This window comes from Leptospira abararensis, assembly GCF_016918735.1.
Classification (GTDB): domain Bacteria; phylum Spirochaetota; class Leptospiria; order Leptospirales; family Leptospiraceae; genus Leptospira_A; species Leptospira_A abararensis.
The window spans coordinates 174,830-191,231 of the sequence record NZ_JAFFPR010000018.1 but is presented as its reverse complement, the minus strand read 5'-3'; the positions used below and the strand labels follow the sequence as shown (position 1 = coordinate 191,231).

At 38.8% G+C, this 16,402-nt stretch carries 14 protein-coding genes and 1 pseudogene; 8 read left to right on the top strand and 7 right to left on the bottom strand.

The window, feature by feature from the left end:
* Window positions 1–551 precede the first annotated feature (551 nt).
* From JWG40_RS05720 to JWG40_RS05700, 5 genes and pseudogenes are all read right to left on the bottom strand, one after another.
* Window positions 552–1,185: pseudogene (locus JWG40_RS05720) on the bottom strand (transposase); the annotation flags it as partial.
* 34 nt (window positions 1,186–1,219) lie between these two features.
* A complete protein-coding gene (locus tag JWG40_RS05715; RefSeq protein WP_205284887.1) occupies window positions 1,220–1,546 on the bottom strand; it encodes a type II toxin-antitoxin system RelE/ParE family toxin in 327 nt (108 codons plus the stop codon).
* Complete coding sequence (locus tag JWG40_RS05710) at window positions 1,536–1,742, bottom strand: hypothetical protein (RefSeq protein ID WP_205284886.1); 207 nt, start codon at window positions 1,740–1,742, stop codon at window positions 1,536–1,538. Before JWG40_RS05710 ends, JWG40_RS05715 begins: the two co-directional genes overlap by 11 nt.
* Window positions 1,743–1,994: 252 nt before the next feature.
* Window positions 1,995–4,001 carry an NAD-dependent DNA ligase LigA gene (gene ligA / locus JWG40_RS05705; RefSeq protein ID WP_205284885.1) on the bottom strand — a complete coding sequence of 669 codons (2,007 nt, stop codon included), beginning with the start codon at window positions 3,999–4,001 and terminating at the stop codon, window positions 1,995–1,997.
* The gene (locus JWG40_RS05700) at window positions 4,002–5,015 is read right to left on the bottom strand and encodes a M23 family metallopeptidase (RefSeq protein WP_205284884.1); all 1,014 of its coding nucleotides are present in this window, start codon (window positions 5,013–5,015) and stop codon (window positions 4,002–4,004) included.
* 25 nt (window positions 5,016–5,040) lie between these two features.
* On the opposite strand from JWG40_RS05700, the gene JWG40_RS05695 reads away from it, so the two are divergent.
* The 3 genes from JWG40_RS05695 to JWG40_RS05685 are packed head-to-tail and all read left to right on the top strand — an operon-like array spanning window position 5,041 to window position 7,400.
* Window positions 5,041–5,751 (top strand): SanA/YdcF family protein, encoded by a 711-nt coding sequence (locus JWG40_RS05695; protein ID WP_205284883.1) that lies wholly within the window; start codon window positions 5,041–5,043, stop codon window positions 5,749–5,751.
* A 32-nt stretch (window positions 5,752–5,783) separates the two neighbouring features.
* Entirely contained in the window at window positions 5,784–6,794 is a 1,011-nt protein-coding gene (locus JWG40_RS05690) for a hypothetical protein (RefSeq protein WP_205284882.1), read from the top strand.
* 57 nt (window positions 6,795–6,851) lie between these two features.
* Complete coding sequence (locus JWG40_RS05685) at window positions 6,852–7,400, top strand: YceI family protein (RefSeq protein WP_205284881.1); 549 nt, start codon at window positions 6,852–6,854, stop codon at window positions 7,398–7,400.
* A gap of 23 nt (window positions 7,401–7,423) precedes the next feature.
* Here the strand turns inward: JWG40_RS05685 and JWG40_RS05680 are convergent, their stop codons facing one another.
* The gene (locus JWG40_RS05680; RefSeq protein ID WP_205284880.1) at window positions 7,424–8,296 is read right to left on the bottom strand and encodes a molecular chaperone DnaJ; all 873 of its coding nucleotides are present in this window, start codon (window positions 8,294–8,296) and stop codon (window positions 7,424–7,426) included.
* Between the two features lie 81 nt (window positions 8,297–8,377).
* Here JWG40_RS05680 and JWG40_RS05675 point away from each other — a divergent pair, with 81 nt between their 5' ends.
* The 4 genes from JWG40_RS05675 to JWG40_RS05660 are packed head-to-tail and all read left to right on the top strand — an operon-like array spanning window position 8,378 to window position 12,374.
* Window positions 8,378–10,093 carry an acyl-CoA dehydrogenase family protein gene (locus tag JWG40_RS05675; protein ID WP_205284879.1) on the top strand — a complete coding sequence of 572 codons (1,716 nt, stop codon included), beginning with the start codon at window positions 8,378–8,380 and terminating at the stop codon, window positions 10,091–10,093.
* Window positions 10,094–10,096: 3 nt separating this feature from the next.
* Window positions 10,097–11,005 (top strand): AEC family transporter, encoded by a 909-nt coding sequence (locus JWG40_RS05670; protein WP_205284878.1) that lies wholly within the window; start codon window positions 10,097–10,099, stop codon window positions 11,003–11,005.
* The gene (locus JWG40_RS05665) at window positions 11,002–11,895 is read left to right on the top strand and encodes a DMT family transporter (RefSeq protein ID WP_205284877.1); all 894 of its coding nucleotides are present in this window, start codon (window positions 11,002–11,004) and stop codon (window positions 11,893–11,895) included. The genes JWG40_RS05670 and JWG40_RS05665 overlap by 4 nt, the downstream gene beginning before the upstream one ends.
* Window positions 11,895–12,374 (top strand): DUF4442 domain-containing protein, encoded by a 480-nt coding sequence (locus JWG40_RS05660; protein WP_205284876.1) that lies wholly within the window; start codon window positions 11,895–11,897, stop codon window positions 12,372–12,374. Before JWG40_RS05665 ends, JWG40_RS05660 begins: the two co-directional genes overlap by 1 nt.
* Window positions 12,375–12,426: 52 nt before the next feature.
* Here the strand turns inward: JWG40_RS05660 and JWG40_RS05655 are convergent, their stop codons facing one another.
* Entirely contained in the window at window positions 12,427–14,847 is a 2,421-nt protein-coding gene (locus JWG40_RS05655; RefSeq protein ID WP_205284875.1) for a 1-acyl-sn-glycerol-3-phosphate acyltransferase, read from the bottom strand.
* Between the two features lie 107 nt (window positions 14,848–14,954).
* Between JWG40_RS05655 and JWG40_RS05650 the strand changes: the two genes are divergently transcribed.
* Window positions 14,955–16,340 carry an SLC13 family permease gene (locus JWG40_RS05650; protein ID WP_205284874.1) on the top strand — a complete coding sequence of 462 codons (1,386 nt, stop codon included), beginning with the start codon at window positions 14,955–14,957 and terminating at the stop codon, window positions 16,338–16,340.
* The last annotated feature ends 62 nt before the right edge of the window (window positions 16,341–16,402 follow it).

The following is a 16,402-nucleotide window of genomic DNA, read 5'->3' as shown; positions in this document are numbered from 1 at the left end:
AAAATCATTTTTCTAATTAGAGGATGTGTGACCACTGCTTCTTTACGAAACTGTCAGGTGAATACTATACTAGCACAAACAATGAAAGCAACCGAAAGAAAGAGAGTTTATCTTTCTTAAGCGCTTTTCTTCCAGGAGTAGGTGTGGTAGAGCCCACCTAACACAGGAGTGGAATGCATATGGCAGTTTCCATCTCTTGGTTTGTGAAGGATTGGTGAGGGGAGTTTTTTTGCTGGGATTGGGTGGCGGTTAATTGCAACTCAACTAATTCGAGATAGGCGGGTGATAAACGCGATACGTATAGCCGACAATTTCTTTGCCTTTATTTGTAGTTCATATAAACCTAATTTGTGATAGGTAACTATTTACGAATCAATCCTTCCTCAATTTATTTCATCATTAATCTTTATATTTTTTCCTCGTTGAATATAAGTTAAATCTTATCAATAGGTTTCTCCCAAGTGAAGTGTCCCTCACGGTGGCGTGGCCAGGGATGGCCTAAGCTCGCCAGTCGGAACAGGATGTTCCGCTGGCAGGAGTGAGGGATACTGAACTCGTTGTTGGTTTTTTATGGATGTCGAAGTGAAGGATTTGTCTTGTCTCTATGTCCATAAAGAAGATCACTTTATAGATTTCTCTTAAATTATACGAGATGACGCTAAACAAATCAGATACAATGAGAGAATCGGAGTGAAGGTTGTAGAACTGATTCCAAGAAAGTCTTTTTCTAGGATCGATTGGTCGTTTGGGAATATAACGAGAAACGGTTCTTTCCGATACTATTAATCCCAATTTGAGTAAAATACCGTGGAGTTTGGTGGCTCCCCAAATCCTGTTTTCTTTGGCGAGTCTCCTGATGAGTTTGATGAGATCCCAAGGGATGTTGGGTCTACCAGATTTTTTCCTTGGCGAGAGAAGTTTCCAGAAGAGTTGGAATTTCTTTTTTCTCCATTTGAGTAAGGTGTTTGGTGATACTAGAATGAGTGAGGATTCCCAGTTGGGTAAAAGATAGGAAATAAGAACCAACAGAATTCTTTCCTTTGGTTTCGTGTGGAAGACTTTTTCTTTTCTTTTGTAAGCAGTGAGTTGGGATTTAAGGAAGGCATTTTCTAGGAGGAGAGACTTAGAAATTAGCAAGGAGTAGGTATTGAAGAGGAAGGAGATACAGAGAAGAAGAGTGACCATCCTTTTGGAAATCGGATGGTTGGTGGTGGATGTGTTAGGAAATTTCTTTTAATATTTCGTTTATTTCTTTGTCTGAGATGGAATTGATTTCGGATTTATCGTAAATCAGGATTAAGTAAATCGAACGATCTTTAATTACTGTGTGTGTAATGACTCTTCCTCCACCAGATTTTCCTTTTCCTTTTGAAGCAATTGAAATCCGTATCTTATGACAGTTGTTGTTAAGTGGAGTTCCTTGAAACGGATTAAGTGTTAATGAATCAACAAGAGTTAGTAATTCCTGCCTTAAAGAAGGATATTTTTTTATAAGACGTTTGGTTTGCCGCTCAAAACTAGGTATTGTAAAAACATTATATTTCACTCAGAAAATCTCTAGCAACCTTCGGTTTTATTTTTTTAGCCTTCACTTGATTCATTTCGTCTACAGCTGTTCTCGCGTTTTCTAGAAATTCCGCATTAGAATCTGTGATAGTCTTTGTTTTAACATAAGACAGTCCTTTCAATACTTCCATTAACGACTGAGCTTTATTGTCTTTGATGTCTAGCAAAACTTTCATAGTAAAATTCCAACCATCGTGTATGTCTTAATGAAAAACTTTTCATTAACATGTTTCAAGTCTTTTTTTGAAAGATTTAAAAACCAAATCCCTGCGCCAGCGATAGTAGCGGAAATCCTTTCGCAAAGCGAAAGATTGGAGCGAATAGCGCGGTCGTTATTTAATAGAACTCTAATCAACTAACGGATTCGAGGCGCCCAAACAAACATCAATCAATTCTTTTCTTAACCAAGGGAAGAGGTCGGTTTCCGGTTATGGCAAAGGGATTCCTTCTTTTTTCAAGAGGATTAAAAATTCTGGTTCAGAAACTAAGGTGACACCAAGTTCGGTGGCCTTTTCTAATTTGGAGCCGGCACCAGGGCCGTAAAGAAGGTGGGTAGTTTTGGAGGAGACACCGGAAACTTTTTTGCCACCGTGTTTGGTGATGAGGTCCATGGCGATGTCTCGAGGTTGGAAGTTTTCGAAACTTCCGGTCACACACCAACTTTGGCCGACAAACGGTTGTATGTCGCTTTTTTCGGTTTCGTCTGCTTGGAATTTTAGTCCAAGTTTGATCAGAGTTTTTACAAGTTTGAGTGTTTCTTTGTTTTTTAGATGAGTGAGAAGAGCATCGATGGTTCGGGGGCCGATCCCGTGAATTGAGGTCAGTTCTTCTTTCGCAGTTTTGGATTTGGCAAGGGTGAGGAGTTTTTCCCAAGAATCAAACCCATGTTCAATGAGGATTTCTGTGACCTTGGGGCCCACTTCATTTAGGCCAATAGAAGGTAAGGTAAAACGAAAATCTTTTTCTTTGGATTTTTCTATGGCATCAAAAATGATTTTCACCGATTTTTCGGCGAAACCATCTAACTCAAGTATATCGGTTTTATGTTTTTCTAATGTATATAGGTCGGATATGTCCTTAACCCAACCTTTTTCAAAAAAAACTTGGATTTGTTTTTCGCCGAGGCCTTCGATGTTCATTTGTTTTTTGGAACAAAAGAAAATGAGTTGGTTTAGTTTTCGTTCAGGACAGTTGCGATTGGTACAGAAAAAATCAACGGAGTCGTCTACTTTTGTTAGTTTGGTTTTGCAAGAAGGGCATTCTTTTGGTAATACAAAAATACTTTTTGGAGGGACGGTTACTTTTTCCACAGCGGGGATGATTTCCCCTCTTTTTGAGATAAGGACTTTTGCACCGATTCCTGCACCCAGTTGGTCGATATAGTCTTGGTTGTGTAAGGTGGCGTAAGTGACCGTGGTTCCTGCGAGAGAGATGGGTGTGACTTTGGCCCTTGGTGTGATTTTTCCTGTTCGTCCAATCGCAAAATCAATTTCTTCAATCGTAGTTTCTTTGAGTAGAGCATCAAATTTGAAGGCTCGAGCCCAGCGAGGTGATTGGCTTGTTTCGCCCAGGTTTTCGCGAAGGTTCAGGTCATCGAGTTTGATCACAAGTCCATCGACAGGGAACGGCATTTTGTCTTTTTTCTTTCGGAAGGAATCAATTTCTTTGATAAGATTTTTCCCTTTGATGATGGTGGAATCGGGAGCGAGGGGAAACTTTTCTTTTTTTAATAATGCTATGATGTCTTTGTGTTGGTTGATTCCTTTACGTGATGAGGAAAAATATACATCATATACGTAAATTCTTAACGGACGTTTGGCGACTTCATTTGGATCTTTTTGTTTGATGGAACCTGCGGCTAAATTTCTGGGGTTAGCAAATTTTCCACCATATTCCTCATTGAACTCTTCAAAGTCGGCGAAGGTCATAAAGATTTCTCCTCGGACGGAGAGGTTTAAAGGTTCAGACAAATTTTGCGGGATGGATTCGATGGTTTTGACATTTTCGGTTACGATGTCGCCAATTCCTCCGGAGCCTCTCGTTACAGAGTGAGTAAGTTTTCCGTTTTCATAATATAACAAGATAGAGGCGCCATCAATTTTCCATTCTAAGGAATAAAGTTCTTCAAGGCCAGTTTTTTCCAACCATTCAGAGAGTTCGGTTTCATTATAAGTATTTTCTAGCGATAAAACAGGAACTTTGTGTTTGAACTTACTGAATTGGGGAGAGAGATCCGATCCTACTTGAGCAGTAGGCGAAGAATCAGTCGCCAAACTGGGATTTGCTTTTTCCAGGGATTGTAGTTCTTTGACTAAAAGATCAAACTCTTTATCCGTAATTTTTGGGGTATTGTCTTTATAATAAAGATTGTTGTGTTTTTGAATCTCTTTGCGAAGTTCTGCGATTCGTTTGGCAGGATTATCTTTCTTAGGCAATCAGTAAACCCCTGCTTGCATATATTGTTCTGGATCTGTTTTTCCTTCTTCGGAAATAAAAATTTCATAATGTAAGTGAGGACCTGTTACGTTTCCTGTAGCACCCACTTCGGCAATTTGTTCTCCGGCTTTGATTTCTTGTCCGGTTCTTACGTAAATTCGCGAACAGTGACCGTATAACGTGCTAAAGCCGAAATCATGTTGTATAATCACATGATGTCCATATCCTACGTTCGAATAAGTAACACGAACCACTCGACCAGGTGCCGAGGCGTAAATAGGCGTTCCAGTGGCGTTTGCCATATCCAAACCGTCATGGTATTCCCAATAACCAGTAGTAGGTGATTTTCTCATACCAAAGGGAGAGGTCAAGTTATAGGAATACATGGGGTTAAAAAGAGGGGAGCGAGATAAAATGTCCGAGCGTTGGTATAAAAATTGATAATTTGCTTCCACCAAACGTTGGTAATTGTCCATTCGGTGTTTTAGTTGGCGAAGGTCGTATATTTCGCTTAAGTATTTTCGACCTACATCCAATTGTTTGTCTTCTCTTTCTTCTTTTTGGAGTGATTCGACCGCAGAGGTTTCGATCCAATCTTCCGTTGGAATTTTTAAGAGTTCATCATCGCTTCCATCAATGAGAGTGAAGAGTTCTAACATGTTTTCATTAAGTCTAGAATACTCTTCTTTCATCTCTTCTAGTTGGCTTGCGTGTGTGATGTATGTATCGAAATACGTTCCGTAGATTTTGGAGAGTTGGTTGATTTGTGATTGGGTGTTACTCGAACGAAAAATTCCAAAGATGGCAAGGCTAAGAAGCCCTACAGTCAGAGCCAAAAAGAATAGAATGGTAAAATGAGAAATTTGGAAGTGGAAAGAACTATCATATCCATGAGGAATGACAAGAATGGTCATCCGTTGGTGACCTTTTTCTTTCACCTTATCAATCTGTTTCTTGATTTTCGGATTGTCCTGTGAAAAAACAGACGTAATCTCTTTAATTTTCTTCTTCATGACGAACCGCGTGTCCTACATAAATATGACGTTCCGATTCCTCTCAAGGGTCAAGTGGAAATCCCTATTTCTTGGGATTGCTTTCCTTTTGGGAATTCTGGTTTTTGTCACATTGGCAACGAATTTACGATTTTGGTATGTATACCAAACCTCAGTTCATTCCAACGAACTAATGGAAATCCCTGAAGCAGAAGTGGCCATTGTTCCAGGGGCTGCGGTTTATGGAAAAATTCCCTCACCGATTCTTATGGACCGACTGGCTTGTGGGTTGGATTTATACAACACAGGAAGAGTCAAAAAAATCTTACTTTCTGGAGACAATGGTAAGTCCGATTACAACGAACTCCGACCCATGTTGGAGTTTATGTTAAACCACAAAGTGAAACCAGAAGATATCTTTGTGGACCACGCGGGGTTTCGAACACTCGATACTCTCATTCGTGCCAAAGAAGTATTTCTTGTAAAAAAAGCAATTTTTGTCAGCCAATCTTTCTTTTTACCGAGAGCGATTTATTTAGGAAGAGAGTTAGAACTTGAGTTATACGGTTATGAATGTAATTTACGAACTTATAAAAAAGAAATGTATTATGGGTTTCGCGAATATCCCGCAAGAATTCTTGCTTGGTGGGACATCCAATGGGAGACTCCACCCAAGTATTTAGGCAAACCCTATCCGATTGAAGGGAGTGGTGTCTCTACTTGGAAAGGTTCCATCCCAATTTCATCACATAAATGAAATTAGTTGAATTAAAATCTCGTTGCAACTTAATGCGTTTATTTACGATTGGATTTGCTATTTTTATTTTTAGATGGTTACCAAAAGAATTATTTGCCTCTTCTTTTGAAGCTAAAGTTTATAATTCAGGTTTTTATCTTTTAAGTTTAAATCCTATTTCTGCAAATACTCCTTGGGACCAATGGTTGACACCTTTTTTTCTTTGGGCAACAGGCCTTGTGTCCAGACCAGAGGATATTGTTTCCCTTTTAGATTTTGTAACTATTGTATCTGGTGTTTCCATGGTTTGTTTTGTGACTTATCGTTTCCATTGGTTCTTTGGGTTTGGTTTAGCAGTTTTACTTGCGTCAAGTCCACTGTTTTTGATTTTTAAAACTTGGATTGGTTTTTCTGATCCGATCACTTTTTTACTCATTAGCTTTTATATTATCATCTCTTTGGGTCCAATGACTTTTCGTTGGAAGTGGATCCTTTTGACGCTCGTTCTTTTTTTGGGTTTTTCTAATCATTGTTTTCAATTTATTGTTTTGATTTCCATTGTTGGATTGGTTTTATTTTTAGAAGACAAGACCAGATGGAAGTTATTGTTATTTCCTGCTTTCACCTCGGCAATATTATACGGCTTATTCTCGATTCTTCTTCTTTCTACTACGGATGTGGTTTGGAACCAGACTCGAGTTTCTGTTTTTTCTAATATGATTGGTGGGGAATTCATTCGAATGAATGTTTCAGAACCGATTCTTGGAACTGTTGGGCTCTTTCATGGACTTTGGCCATTTGTCATTTACCTAATGTATCGAAAGCCTATTTCCATTTTTGTAATTTTTGTTTGTTATATAATTTCGATGTTAACTTATGATACCAATCGTGTGTTTGCGATCCTTTCTACACCTGTGTTGATTTTATACTCAATCGAATTTTGGAAAGGTTCTAAGTTTTGGGATCGCTATTTATGGATCAGTTTAGCAATCTTATCTCCAGTCATTTCAACTTTGTATCCTTTGTTTTATAAATGGGACGGTAGGATCATTTATTTACAGTAAAGGGTTTCAATTGTCTTTTGTGGTTACGTCTAATCTAGAAGGTTGGTATACAGATCTATGAATCAAAAAATTTTACTGTCGTTCTTTATATTCCTATACGTTGGAAACATTTTTTCGGCAGAAGTTACTAAAAAAAATATTGAGTTTTATGTAGACCATACAACAAAAAATGTAACGGGAGTTTGTGGTGAAATCCAAATGGAAGAACCAAACATCCAATTCTTAGGAAACCAATATAAGTTAAAGTCTACGTTTTTGATTACGATTCCTCTTATAAAGATTTCTTCGGGAGATGAGGCCCGCGATTCTCACATCCAAGAAATACTTGGATATCCAAATTCACCAAATATACTCGTGAAAATCGAATCGGTAAATCTCTTGAAGGAAAAAACCTATACGGTAAAAGGGAAATTAACTATTCATGGAAAGACGAAGGAATTTACTACAGAGGCCATTGTAAGCCCAGAGGATTTACAATTATTAAACATTGATGGATCGTTAATTGTAAAATTTTCTGAATATGAATTAGAAAACCCCTCTTTACTTTTTATGAAAGCTAAGGACGAAATTCGAGTGAAGTATCATTTTCAAATCAAACTGAAATAGAATGCGGGTTGGAAATTGGTAATTTAGGTTCCTAGAAGTTCGACAAGACGATTGTACTTTAATATAATTCTTTTTGTCATCTCTTCCCCTTTTTTATTAATGTCTGGATGGTATTTTTTTAATAGTTCTTTGAATTTCTTTTTTACATCAGTGATCCCTGCACCAGGTTCTAAATCAAAAAAAGCAAGTAGGTCTTTCAGTTCGATCGAAACTGTTTTTACAATTTTCTTCTTTTTCTTTTTGGCTTCGCGAAATCGACCATATAACTCATAGTAGGTTCTATCTCTAAATTCACGGGTGATGTCTCGGAAGTTCAAAATTTTTGTGGGGATCAGACTTTTTAGATATTCGTATAAAAATTCTTCGGCACCAAATTCGGGATGGATATCGAACTTTTCTAAAAACTGGTGGATGGACCTTCTCACAAAAAAATCAATTTCGAATTTATCCATCAAATAAGAATCAATGGCATCATCAAAATCAACAGTCGCCGCTGTTAAAAGTAAAATGAGTTCGCGGTCTAATTTGTGGTTGGCGACAGTTTTTTGAATGAGTGATTTATAAGATTCGCGAAGTTCAAATAACGGACGTTCACTAAAAAAGATTCCGCCTTTTAGAAAGTCTTCTGCGACTTCATCCAATTCTAAAATCCAGGCGAGAAAATCCACGAGTAGATCCCCATCCACTTCATGGAAACCACCCGAGAGTGTCATTTGTGGTTTTGCGGATTTGAATTGATAAACTTTACGAAGGCATTCTTCCTTTCTGATTTCCAAAAGTTCCGAAAGCCGGTCATAGGACAAAAACCATTGCATCGACTCAGAAACGTTCTGCAGTTCGAATATGACATCGTGCAGAATTTGTTTGGATTTTCTCGTTTCCACTCTTTGAACCATAAAGAATCAACTCTAGAGTCAATTTCAAACTTGGGCGACTTTTTTGCTAGTGAATCCTATTCCTTTTTTTGAACTGGAAGAATGAGCCACCATATTTCTGAACATCCTTCCTTACAACCATTCGATATTTCCGAATACAAGGGAGTTCGCGGTAAGAATTTTTATGAAATGGACCCCGCCTTACAAAGGATGGTTCACCGTTATTCAGAATCCTATACGCCAGAACATAAAAAAGCGATGGAAGATCACATCCGAAAGTATGGGGAACTTGTGGGGGGAATCTTGGATGAACTCACAGAAGAGTGCCACAAAGAAGGAAAATACGGAGAGGTTGTTAAATATGACCGAACGGGCAAACGAATCGATTTTATTAAATATTCCGAAGAACAAAAATTAGCACGAAAGATCTCGTATGACCATGGTGTGGTGAATTTAGATTTCCATCCCGAATGGAAATTTGATTTCACACATATCCACCGTTATGCGCTCACCTATTTGATGAATATGAACGGAGAGGGTGGAGTTGCCTGTCCATTGGCAATGACAGATGGAATCATTTTAGCACTTAAAAAAATTGGAACAGAAGAACAAAAGAAAAAATACCTACCACTTGTTGCGGGTAAGGGAAGTTCTTCTCATTTTATGGCAGGCCAATATGTAACAGAAAGAGTGGGAGGAAGTAATGTTTCTGCCAACCGCACGATTGCTAAAAAACTTCCGAGCGGCAAATGGGAGTTAACTGGTGAAAAATGGTTTTGTTCCAATCCCGGTGACCTTTGGGTCACAACCGCAAAAATGGAAGGGACAAATACAGTCGGTATGTTTCTTGTTCCGAGGATCAAAGAAAATGGAGAACTTAACGGGCACCATATCTTACGTAAAAAAGACATCATAGGTTCTCGTGGAAAACTCACTGTAGAAATTATTTATGACCGAGTGGAAGCAGAAGAGTTTGGTCGGCCAGGTCACGGACTGGTAAATCTCATTCGTTACATCATCAAAACCTCTCGATTGCATGTGGGACTTGGTTCCAGTGGAAACGCAAGAAGGTCTGTGATGGAAGCATCCGAATATGCAAAGTATCGCACTGCCTATGGAAAAAAGATTTTAGAATTTCCTTCCTTTACCAAGACCTTAGCGGAGATGCAAATTTTACAAACAGGAAATTGTTTTGTGAACTTTCGCTCTGCCAATCTTGCCGAAAAGGGTGACGATGCTGCAGAGATTACAGTTCCCCTAATGAAGTATAAATCTTCTTCGCAGGCAAGTTATATCACGCAAAAAGCCATCCTCACTCTCGGTGGGAATGGGATCATTGGAGACTTTTCTCCACTTCCTCGCCTTCATAATGATTCCATCATCAATGAAACTTGGGAAGGGACTCATCTCATCATTACCGATCATTGTTTGCATGCTTTGCAAAAACCAAAAGTATATACGGCATTCCAAACTTTGTTAGATGATTTAACAAAGAAAGCAAACGAGTATCCCGAATTAAAAAATGCATTTTCTGTGTTCCAATCCAAACGGAAAGAATTGGAAGACTCTGTGAAAAACCAATCTAAAGATTGGAAAGATATGAACCGTGTCTACATCGCTGATGTCACCTACCAAGTGTTTTTACTGGCTGAGTTTATCGAACAGGCAGCACATGATAGCGAAAGGAAACTACCAACAAAGTATCTACACTTTGCCAATGGATATGCAGAGATGGTCCGTGATGGACTCGAAGCGCCTAGACAAAAAGATGGGGTGTTTTTTGATTCGAAGGCCATAGAGACCTTTCTTTCTTTTTAGAATATGGAAAACTTTTTACTGTTGGGAATTTGTTTTGGACTCGGGTTATTTTTTCGAAGATTGCCCCAGTTTCCAGAATCCACTCCTAAAGTGTTAAATGGGTTTATTCTGTTTATATCTTTGCCTTCTCTTGTTTTGTATCATGTCCATGAATTAAAAGTGGATGCGACATCTCTTTTGCCTTCCTCCATGCCATGGTTTGTCTTCGGGATCGCTGTAGTTTTTTTTCTTGGATTGTACAAACTAAAGGTTTTAAAGTTCCACACGGCCGTCTGTTTGGTGTTAACGGCTGGTCTTGGTAATACTTCTTTTGTTGGATTTCCGCTACTCGAAACCTATTTAGGAAAAGAATCCCTTGGATATGGAATTTTAGCGGATCAATTGGGAACTTTTATGGTCCTCAGTTTTCCGGGAATCATATTAGCATCCCTTGCTATGGATGGAAAATGGAATTTGGTAATACTCATCAAACGAGTTTTGGGATTTGCTCCCATCTATGCTTTGTTTGTTGCCGTCCTCACTCGCCAATTTGTTTATCCAGATGCCGTAAAATTAGTTTTACTAAGGTTAGGCGACACCCTTACCCCACTTGCCTTAGTATCTGTAGGGTTTATGTTGGATATGAGAACCATCGCAGGTCACGGTAGAGTTCTGGTATTAGGCCTTGGTTTTAAACTGATCCTAGCCCCACTCTTTGTGTATTGGATCTATTCTCCCTTAAAAGAAGATACCCTTCTTTACCAAACCATTGTTTTGGAATCGGCCATGGCACCTATGGTCACTTCCACAGTGATTACCATTGAAAAAAATATTTCTCCCCATTTAGCAAGCCTTATGTTGGGAATTGGAATTCCTATTTCCTTTGGCACCACATACGTTCTCAACTTTTTGTTGAAAGGAAACTACATTTGAATATAAAATTTTTACTCCTACTCATACTCGCTATGGTCTCTTGGGGAATTTCTTGGCCCATTGGCAAAATGATCGCAGGAACAGTTCCTGTTTCCGTTTTGGTTTTCTGGAGGTTTCTCGCCACCTTCCTTTCTGTCATTCCCTTGCTATTTGTGATGCGAATTCCCTTTAAACTCAAAACAGGAAAAGACTATTGGAATGTCCTTATCGGTGGAATCATTTATACCTTCTACAACCAATTCTTTTTTCTGGGCCTCAAGAATGGACTTCCCGGGGCAGGTGGAGTCCTTGTCACCACTCTCAATCCCATTGTTACTTTTTTTATCGTTGTTTTGGTGCAGAAAAAACGAATTTCCAAAAGACAAGTCATTGGTTTGTTTTTTGGATTTATGGGTGGCCTTGTGATTTTACAAGTTTGGAAGATCAGCATCGACTATCTATTGTTATCTGGAAATTTATTCTTTTTGTTATGTTCTTTTGTTTGGGCCACACTTTCTCTCAATAGCCAATCCACTGGAAAATCAATGTCTCCTGTTACCTATAGTTTTTATGTTTATGCGGTGGGTTCGGTCATTGAATTCCTATTTTGTTTCAATGATCCTAATTTTTGGATGGTATGGGAGTTGGGCTTTGATTTCTGGGCTTCAATCTTTTATTTGACAGTGATCTCGACTACTTTTGGAACCACCGTTTATTTTTATGCTGCCACTAGGCTTGGTTCAGAAATTGCGAGTAGTTTCATTTTTATCGTTCCTCTCTCTGCGTATTTGAGTAGTTTTTTAATATTAGATGAAGTGGTTCAAATTCCTGTAATCATTGGTGGAGCTTTGGCCATTCTTGCTGTGTATTTAATCAATTCGAAACAAAAAAGGAAGGAACCGAATCTTTGATGAAGAAGATCTCTTGGAAAAAAAGATTGAAAATTTGGTTATTTAACTTCTATCCACCGTATGTGGGAGCTGGTATTCGCATCAAAGAAATTGCAAAAGACTTTTCTTATTTTCGTTCGGAAATGAACTTACGATTCTATAACAGAAATTATGTGGGCGTTCATTTCGGCGGATCATTGTATTCGATGTGTGATCCCTTTTTTATGTTAATCCTTTTGGAAAGACTCGGATCCGATTATATTGTTTGGGACAAAGCAGGTAATATGATTTTTATCAAACCGGGAATGGGTAAGGTCATTGCTGAGTTCCGCATTTCCGATTCCGAAATCGAAAGGATCAAAGAAGAAATCGAAGCGAAAAAAAAAGGGGACTATCTATTTACAACGGATGTAAAAAACGAAGCAGGGGAAGTGATTGCGAAACTTGAAAAGACTGTTTACATTCGCAAACGGGGAAGGCTCCCCGTCCAGAACGGATAAAGGATAACAGAAAATGAATGATGGATCGAATCATCGATCCATTGATTTTTATTTAATATTTTTTATCTTCGTCTTCTGGGATCATACTCGCATAATAAAGTAATAGAGCATCATTTTTAGAATGGATGACACGATTGGATTCTTCGATCATCTTTCGTTTTTCCAAAATCTTTCTACCTTTGTCCCATACTTCTTCTGGATCTTTGATTAGATAATTTCCATCATGACGGGAAATAAAATCTTCGACTAACATGGTACTCTGTGAGAGTTCGACAGAAAAATCATTTTCCGCTAGAATTTTGGCAACAATTTGGTTCGGTAGAATTTTATGGTATTGTTTCCAACCTTTGGTGATTCGGTAACTGAGCTCAAGTGTCGGATCTTCCGTATGAGCATATTCAGAAATCGGAATCGGATCACAAAACTCAACATACACATTGGTTCGTTTGGCAAGAAATCCTGCCATTCCTAACTCTTCCGGCATATTACAGAACTGGTTGTCTTCGGGAACGGTTTCATAAGAGACAGAAATAGGAACAATCACTATCTCTGTTCCTGAACTGCGAAATGCATTCACTGCTGTTGTGAGTAGTCCTGTTTTGACTGGCACAATGGCACCTGTACGAGAACGAGTTCCTTCGGGATAAACAAGGGAGGGAATTCCTTGTTCTAACATCACTTGCGAATAGAGAGTGAGGCACTCTAAATACAAACTATTTCTTGTTCTTTCTCGATCCACTGCATAAGCGCCAAGAGACTTTAACATCCATTCCCAAAACGGATTGGACATTAAATTGATTCCAGCCGCATAACGAGGTACAGGTAGTCCTAAATGAAATAACGAATAAGCAACTTCCACCGAATCCAAGTGAGATCTATGAGTGGGAGCATACAACAAATTGTATTTTGAAGAGAGTGCTTTGACTACTTCCGTTTTACCACCAATGTGAGGGATCATGGATCCTTTCAAAAAACCACCAGAGAAAAGACGGATGGGAGCTACAAAACGAAGAACCGATTCTCTGACTGTGGGGCTATAGTTGTCGGCAATTTCTGTTACATAAAATCGAACGAGTTCTTTCACCAAAGTGTTTTCTTCATCTTTTTGGCAATTATGGAACCGTTGCCAAATTTCTAATTCCGCTTCAAACTTCACTTCATCCAGTTTTTGTTTTTTACGAGTGGCTTTGGTCAGTCGTTTTTGAGTGGATTCAATCACAGCAGAGGATTGTTTTTTGACTCGTGTCACTGTTCCTGGAACATTACTGATATGTTTTAAAATCCGATCAACAAGTAGGTTTTGAAAATCAATTCCTGAGGTTAAGTTAAGTCCAACTTTCTTTTGTACAACGAGTGGAATGCTTTTAGATTCTGTTTTTTTACCACAAATCAAATCAACTAGGGCATCTGGCTGTTGTTTTCTTGTCAGAACATCAAATAGTGTTCTATGTAATGTGAAGGGTAGGCGAATTTCATTGGCAAGTTCGATAAGGATACTCAGTGCATAAGTTCCTTCTACGTTATCATGCCACTTGGTTGATTCTCTTTCGATAAAGGATCTGGGAGCAAAGAAAATTTCAATTCGATCTTTGATACTTAGCTTCTCTCCACCTGACAAAAGTTCGCCTACAATTTTTTGACCAAATCCTCGGTTTCTACTTTTGTTACTCGTGGCCGTGGTGATAAAATCGGCAAGACCGGATCTTCCCATCACGGTGTCCGGTCTTGCGCCGTAACGCATCGCCAGGTCTCTTACTTCTTGGAATCCTACGGATAATATTTCACCGAGTAAGTTGGCACCGTAACGTGGCATAAGTGATACAATCCCACTCGCGATTGCCATTGGATTTTTGGCTACACCTACGATTTCCATTCCTACTACATCATCGGTAACCGATGTATTGTTAAAGTTTGAAGTTAGTACTTCAGAAAGGAATTCTGAGGTTTGTTTTTCATAAGAACCAATATTAAAAAAACTAAGTTTTTCTTCTAAAATCTCTCCTAAAAGTGAAGGGCCATTCACCACTGCCACTGAGGCATTGGAAAAATTTCTTTCCTTTAAGTAATTTTGTAAGTATTGCGAGTAAGTAATGAACCCAGTTTTTTTTCTGTTTTTAGAATCCAAAATTCCCTTGGTCAAAAAAGAAAACACATAACTATTGGTGGGTTCTAAAACTTCCATAAGTGCATGAACACTATCCAAAAAAGACCGAGAAGGGACGGCCACATGAAAAACCCAATCATCCCGTCCAAACGAATCCAAACTGGACACGATGTCGATATGGTCAGGAAGATCGATTGTCTTTCCCATAATCTCTGTTTGGCGGCGTTTTTTTAAAACCTCTACCAATTCTTTGTCCGGGATCCAGAGGGTAATGGGGTCGTACTTCTGTGCTAAAACGGAAGCGATGATAATACCCATAGGGCCGCTTCCCAGAACTGCGTGTTTTAAGTCGTTATAGGCTATTTGCATAAAAAATGAACATTACGAATCGAGGGGAAATCTCACTTTATTTGTTTGCTTGAAACGATTCGAGTCTATCGAAAAAGTATCAGGAGAGTGTAAATCGTCAAGTCACAATGATTAGAGCTGGTATTGTATTTTCAAGTCTTGCCGTGATTCCTGCCCTCTTCGGGTGGTACCAAAACTGGCTCGGTCTAAGCAGGCCTCAAGAGATCAATTTGGCAATTGCCTTACTAGTTTCCTTTCTTTGGGTGACAGAACTTTTTCCTCTCTATGTTACGGGCTTTTTAGTTCTATTTTTAGAACTAGTCTGGTTAATTCCGGCTTGGGGGCCTGGGGCACCAAAAACGATTACTTTCCTTTCTTGTTATTTTTCTGAGACCATTTTACTATTCTTAGGTGGATTTGTAATCTCTTCGGCAATTACATCCTATGGATTGGATTCCTCCATTGCTCGGTTTGTGATTCGAAAAACAAAAGGTTCTGCCTTTTTACTGGTTCTTTCCTTAGGTTTTGCCACTGCCTTTTTATCCTGCTTTATGAACAATACTGCTACTGCGGCGATGATGTTGGGTTTGGTTTCTTCGATGATGAAGTCTTTGGAAGAGAACAATCCTTTACGAAAATCACTTCTTTTCATTGTTCCTTTTTCTGCAAACTTGGGTGGAATTGGAACTCCAGTAGGAACTCTTCCCAATGTGATAGGGATTGGATACTTACAAGAAAGAGGATTAGAAATTGGATTTTTAAATTGGATGGGATTTGCTTTTCCAGTTTTCATCCTCTCCGTATTGGCACTTGCTATTCTTTTGTACATTGTGTACTTAAAAAAAGACAAATCAGGGAATTCAACAGCTTCCATTCAAGTATCGGATGTGAATCCATCATTATCCAAACGAGATCGTTCGTTTGCGTTGGGGATCATCGCAATTACAATCATTGGATGGATTTCCTCTGATTGGCATGGAGTGTCCAATGGAACTGTGGCTTTATTTCCAGTGATTGTTTTTTTTGGATTTCGACTTTTAGATTTAAAAGAATTTCGAAACCTTTCTTGGGATGTGCTCATTCTTATGGGGGGAGGAATTGCTCTTGGAAAAGCTTTTGAAGAAACAGGCCTTGCCAAACATTTTGTCCAACTATTTATGTTAGGTGATTCTGGTCAGTTGGGATTGTTTTTGTTTTTTTCCATCCTTTCCCTTGGGCTTTCTTGTTTTTTAAGTAACACCAGTGTTGCCAATTTGATTCTTCCTATCACTATGGGTTTACCCACTCATCTCATTTTGCCAGCTGCCATCGGCGCTACTATTGGTGCATCCCTTGCCATGCCTCTTCCTGTATCCACTCCACCCAATGCTTTGGCTTTCAGTTATGGTGGAATCAGAAGTGTCGAGATGTTAAAAGTGGGAGGGATCATTTCCATCATCGCATGGACCTTTTTTGTGACGGTTGGGGGACTTATTTTACACCTATTGGGGATTGTCGATTTTTCTAGGTTTTAAAAAAAAGACTTTTCCTCTTTCGGATGTCCATTACTCTACTTTCGAATTATGCGAATGTTTCG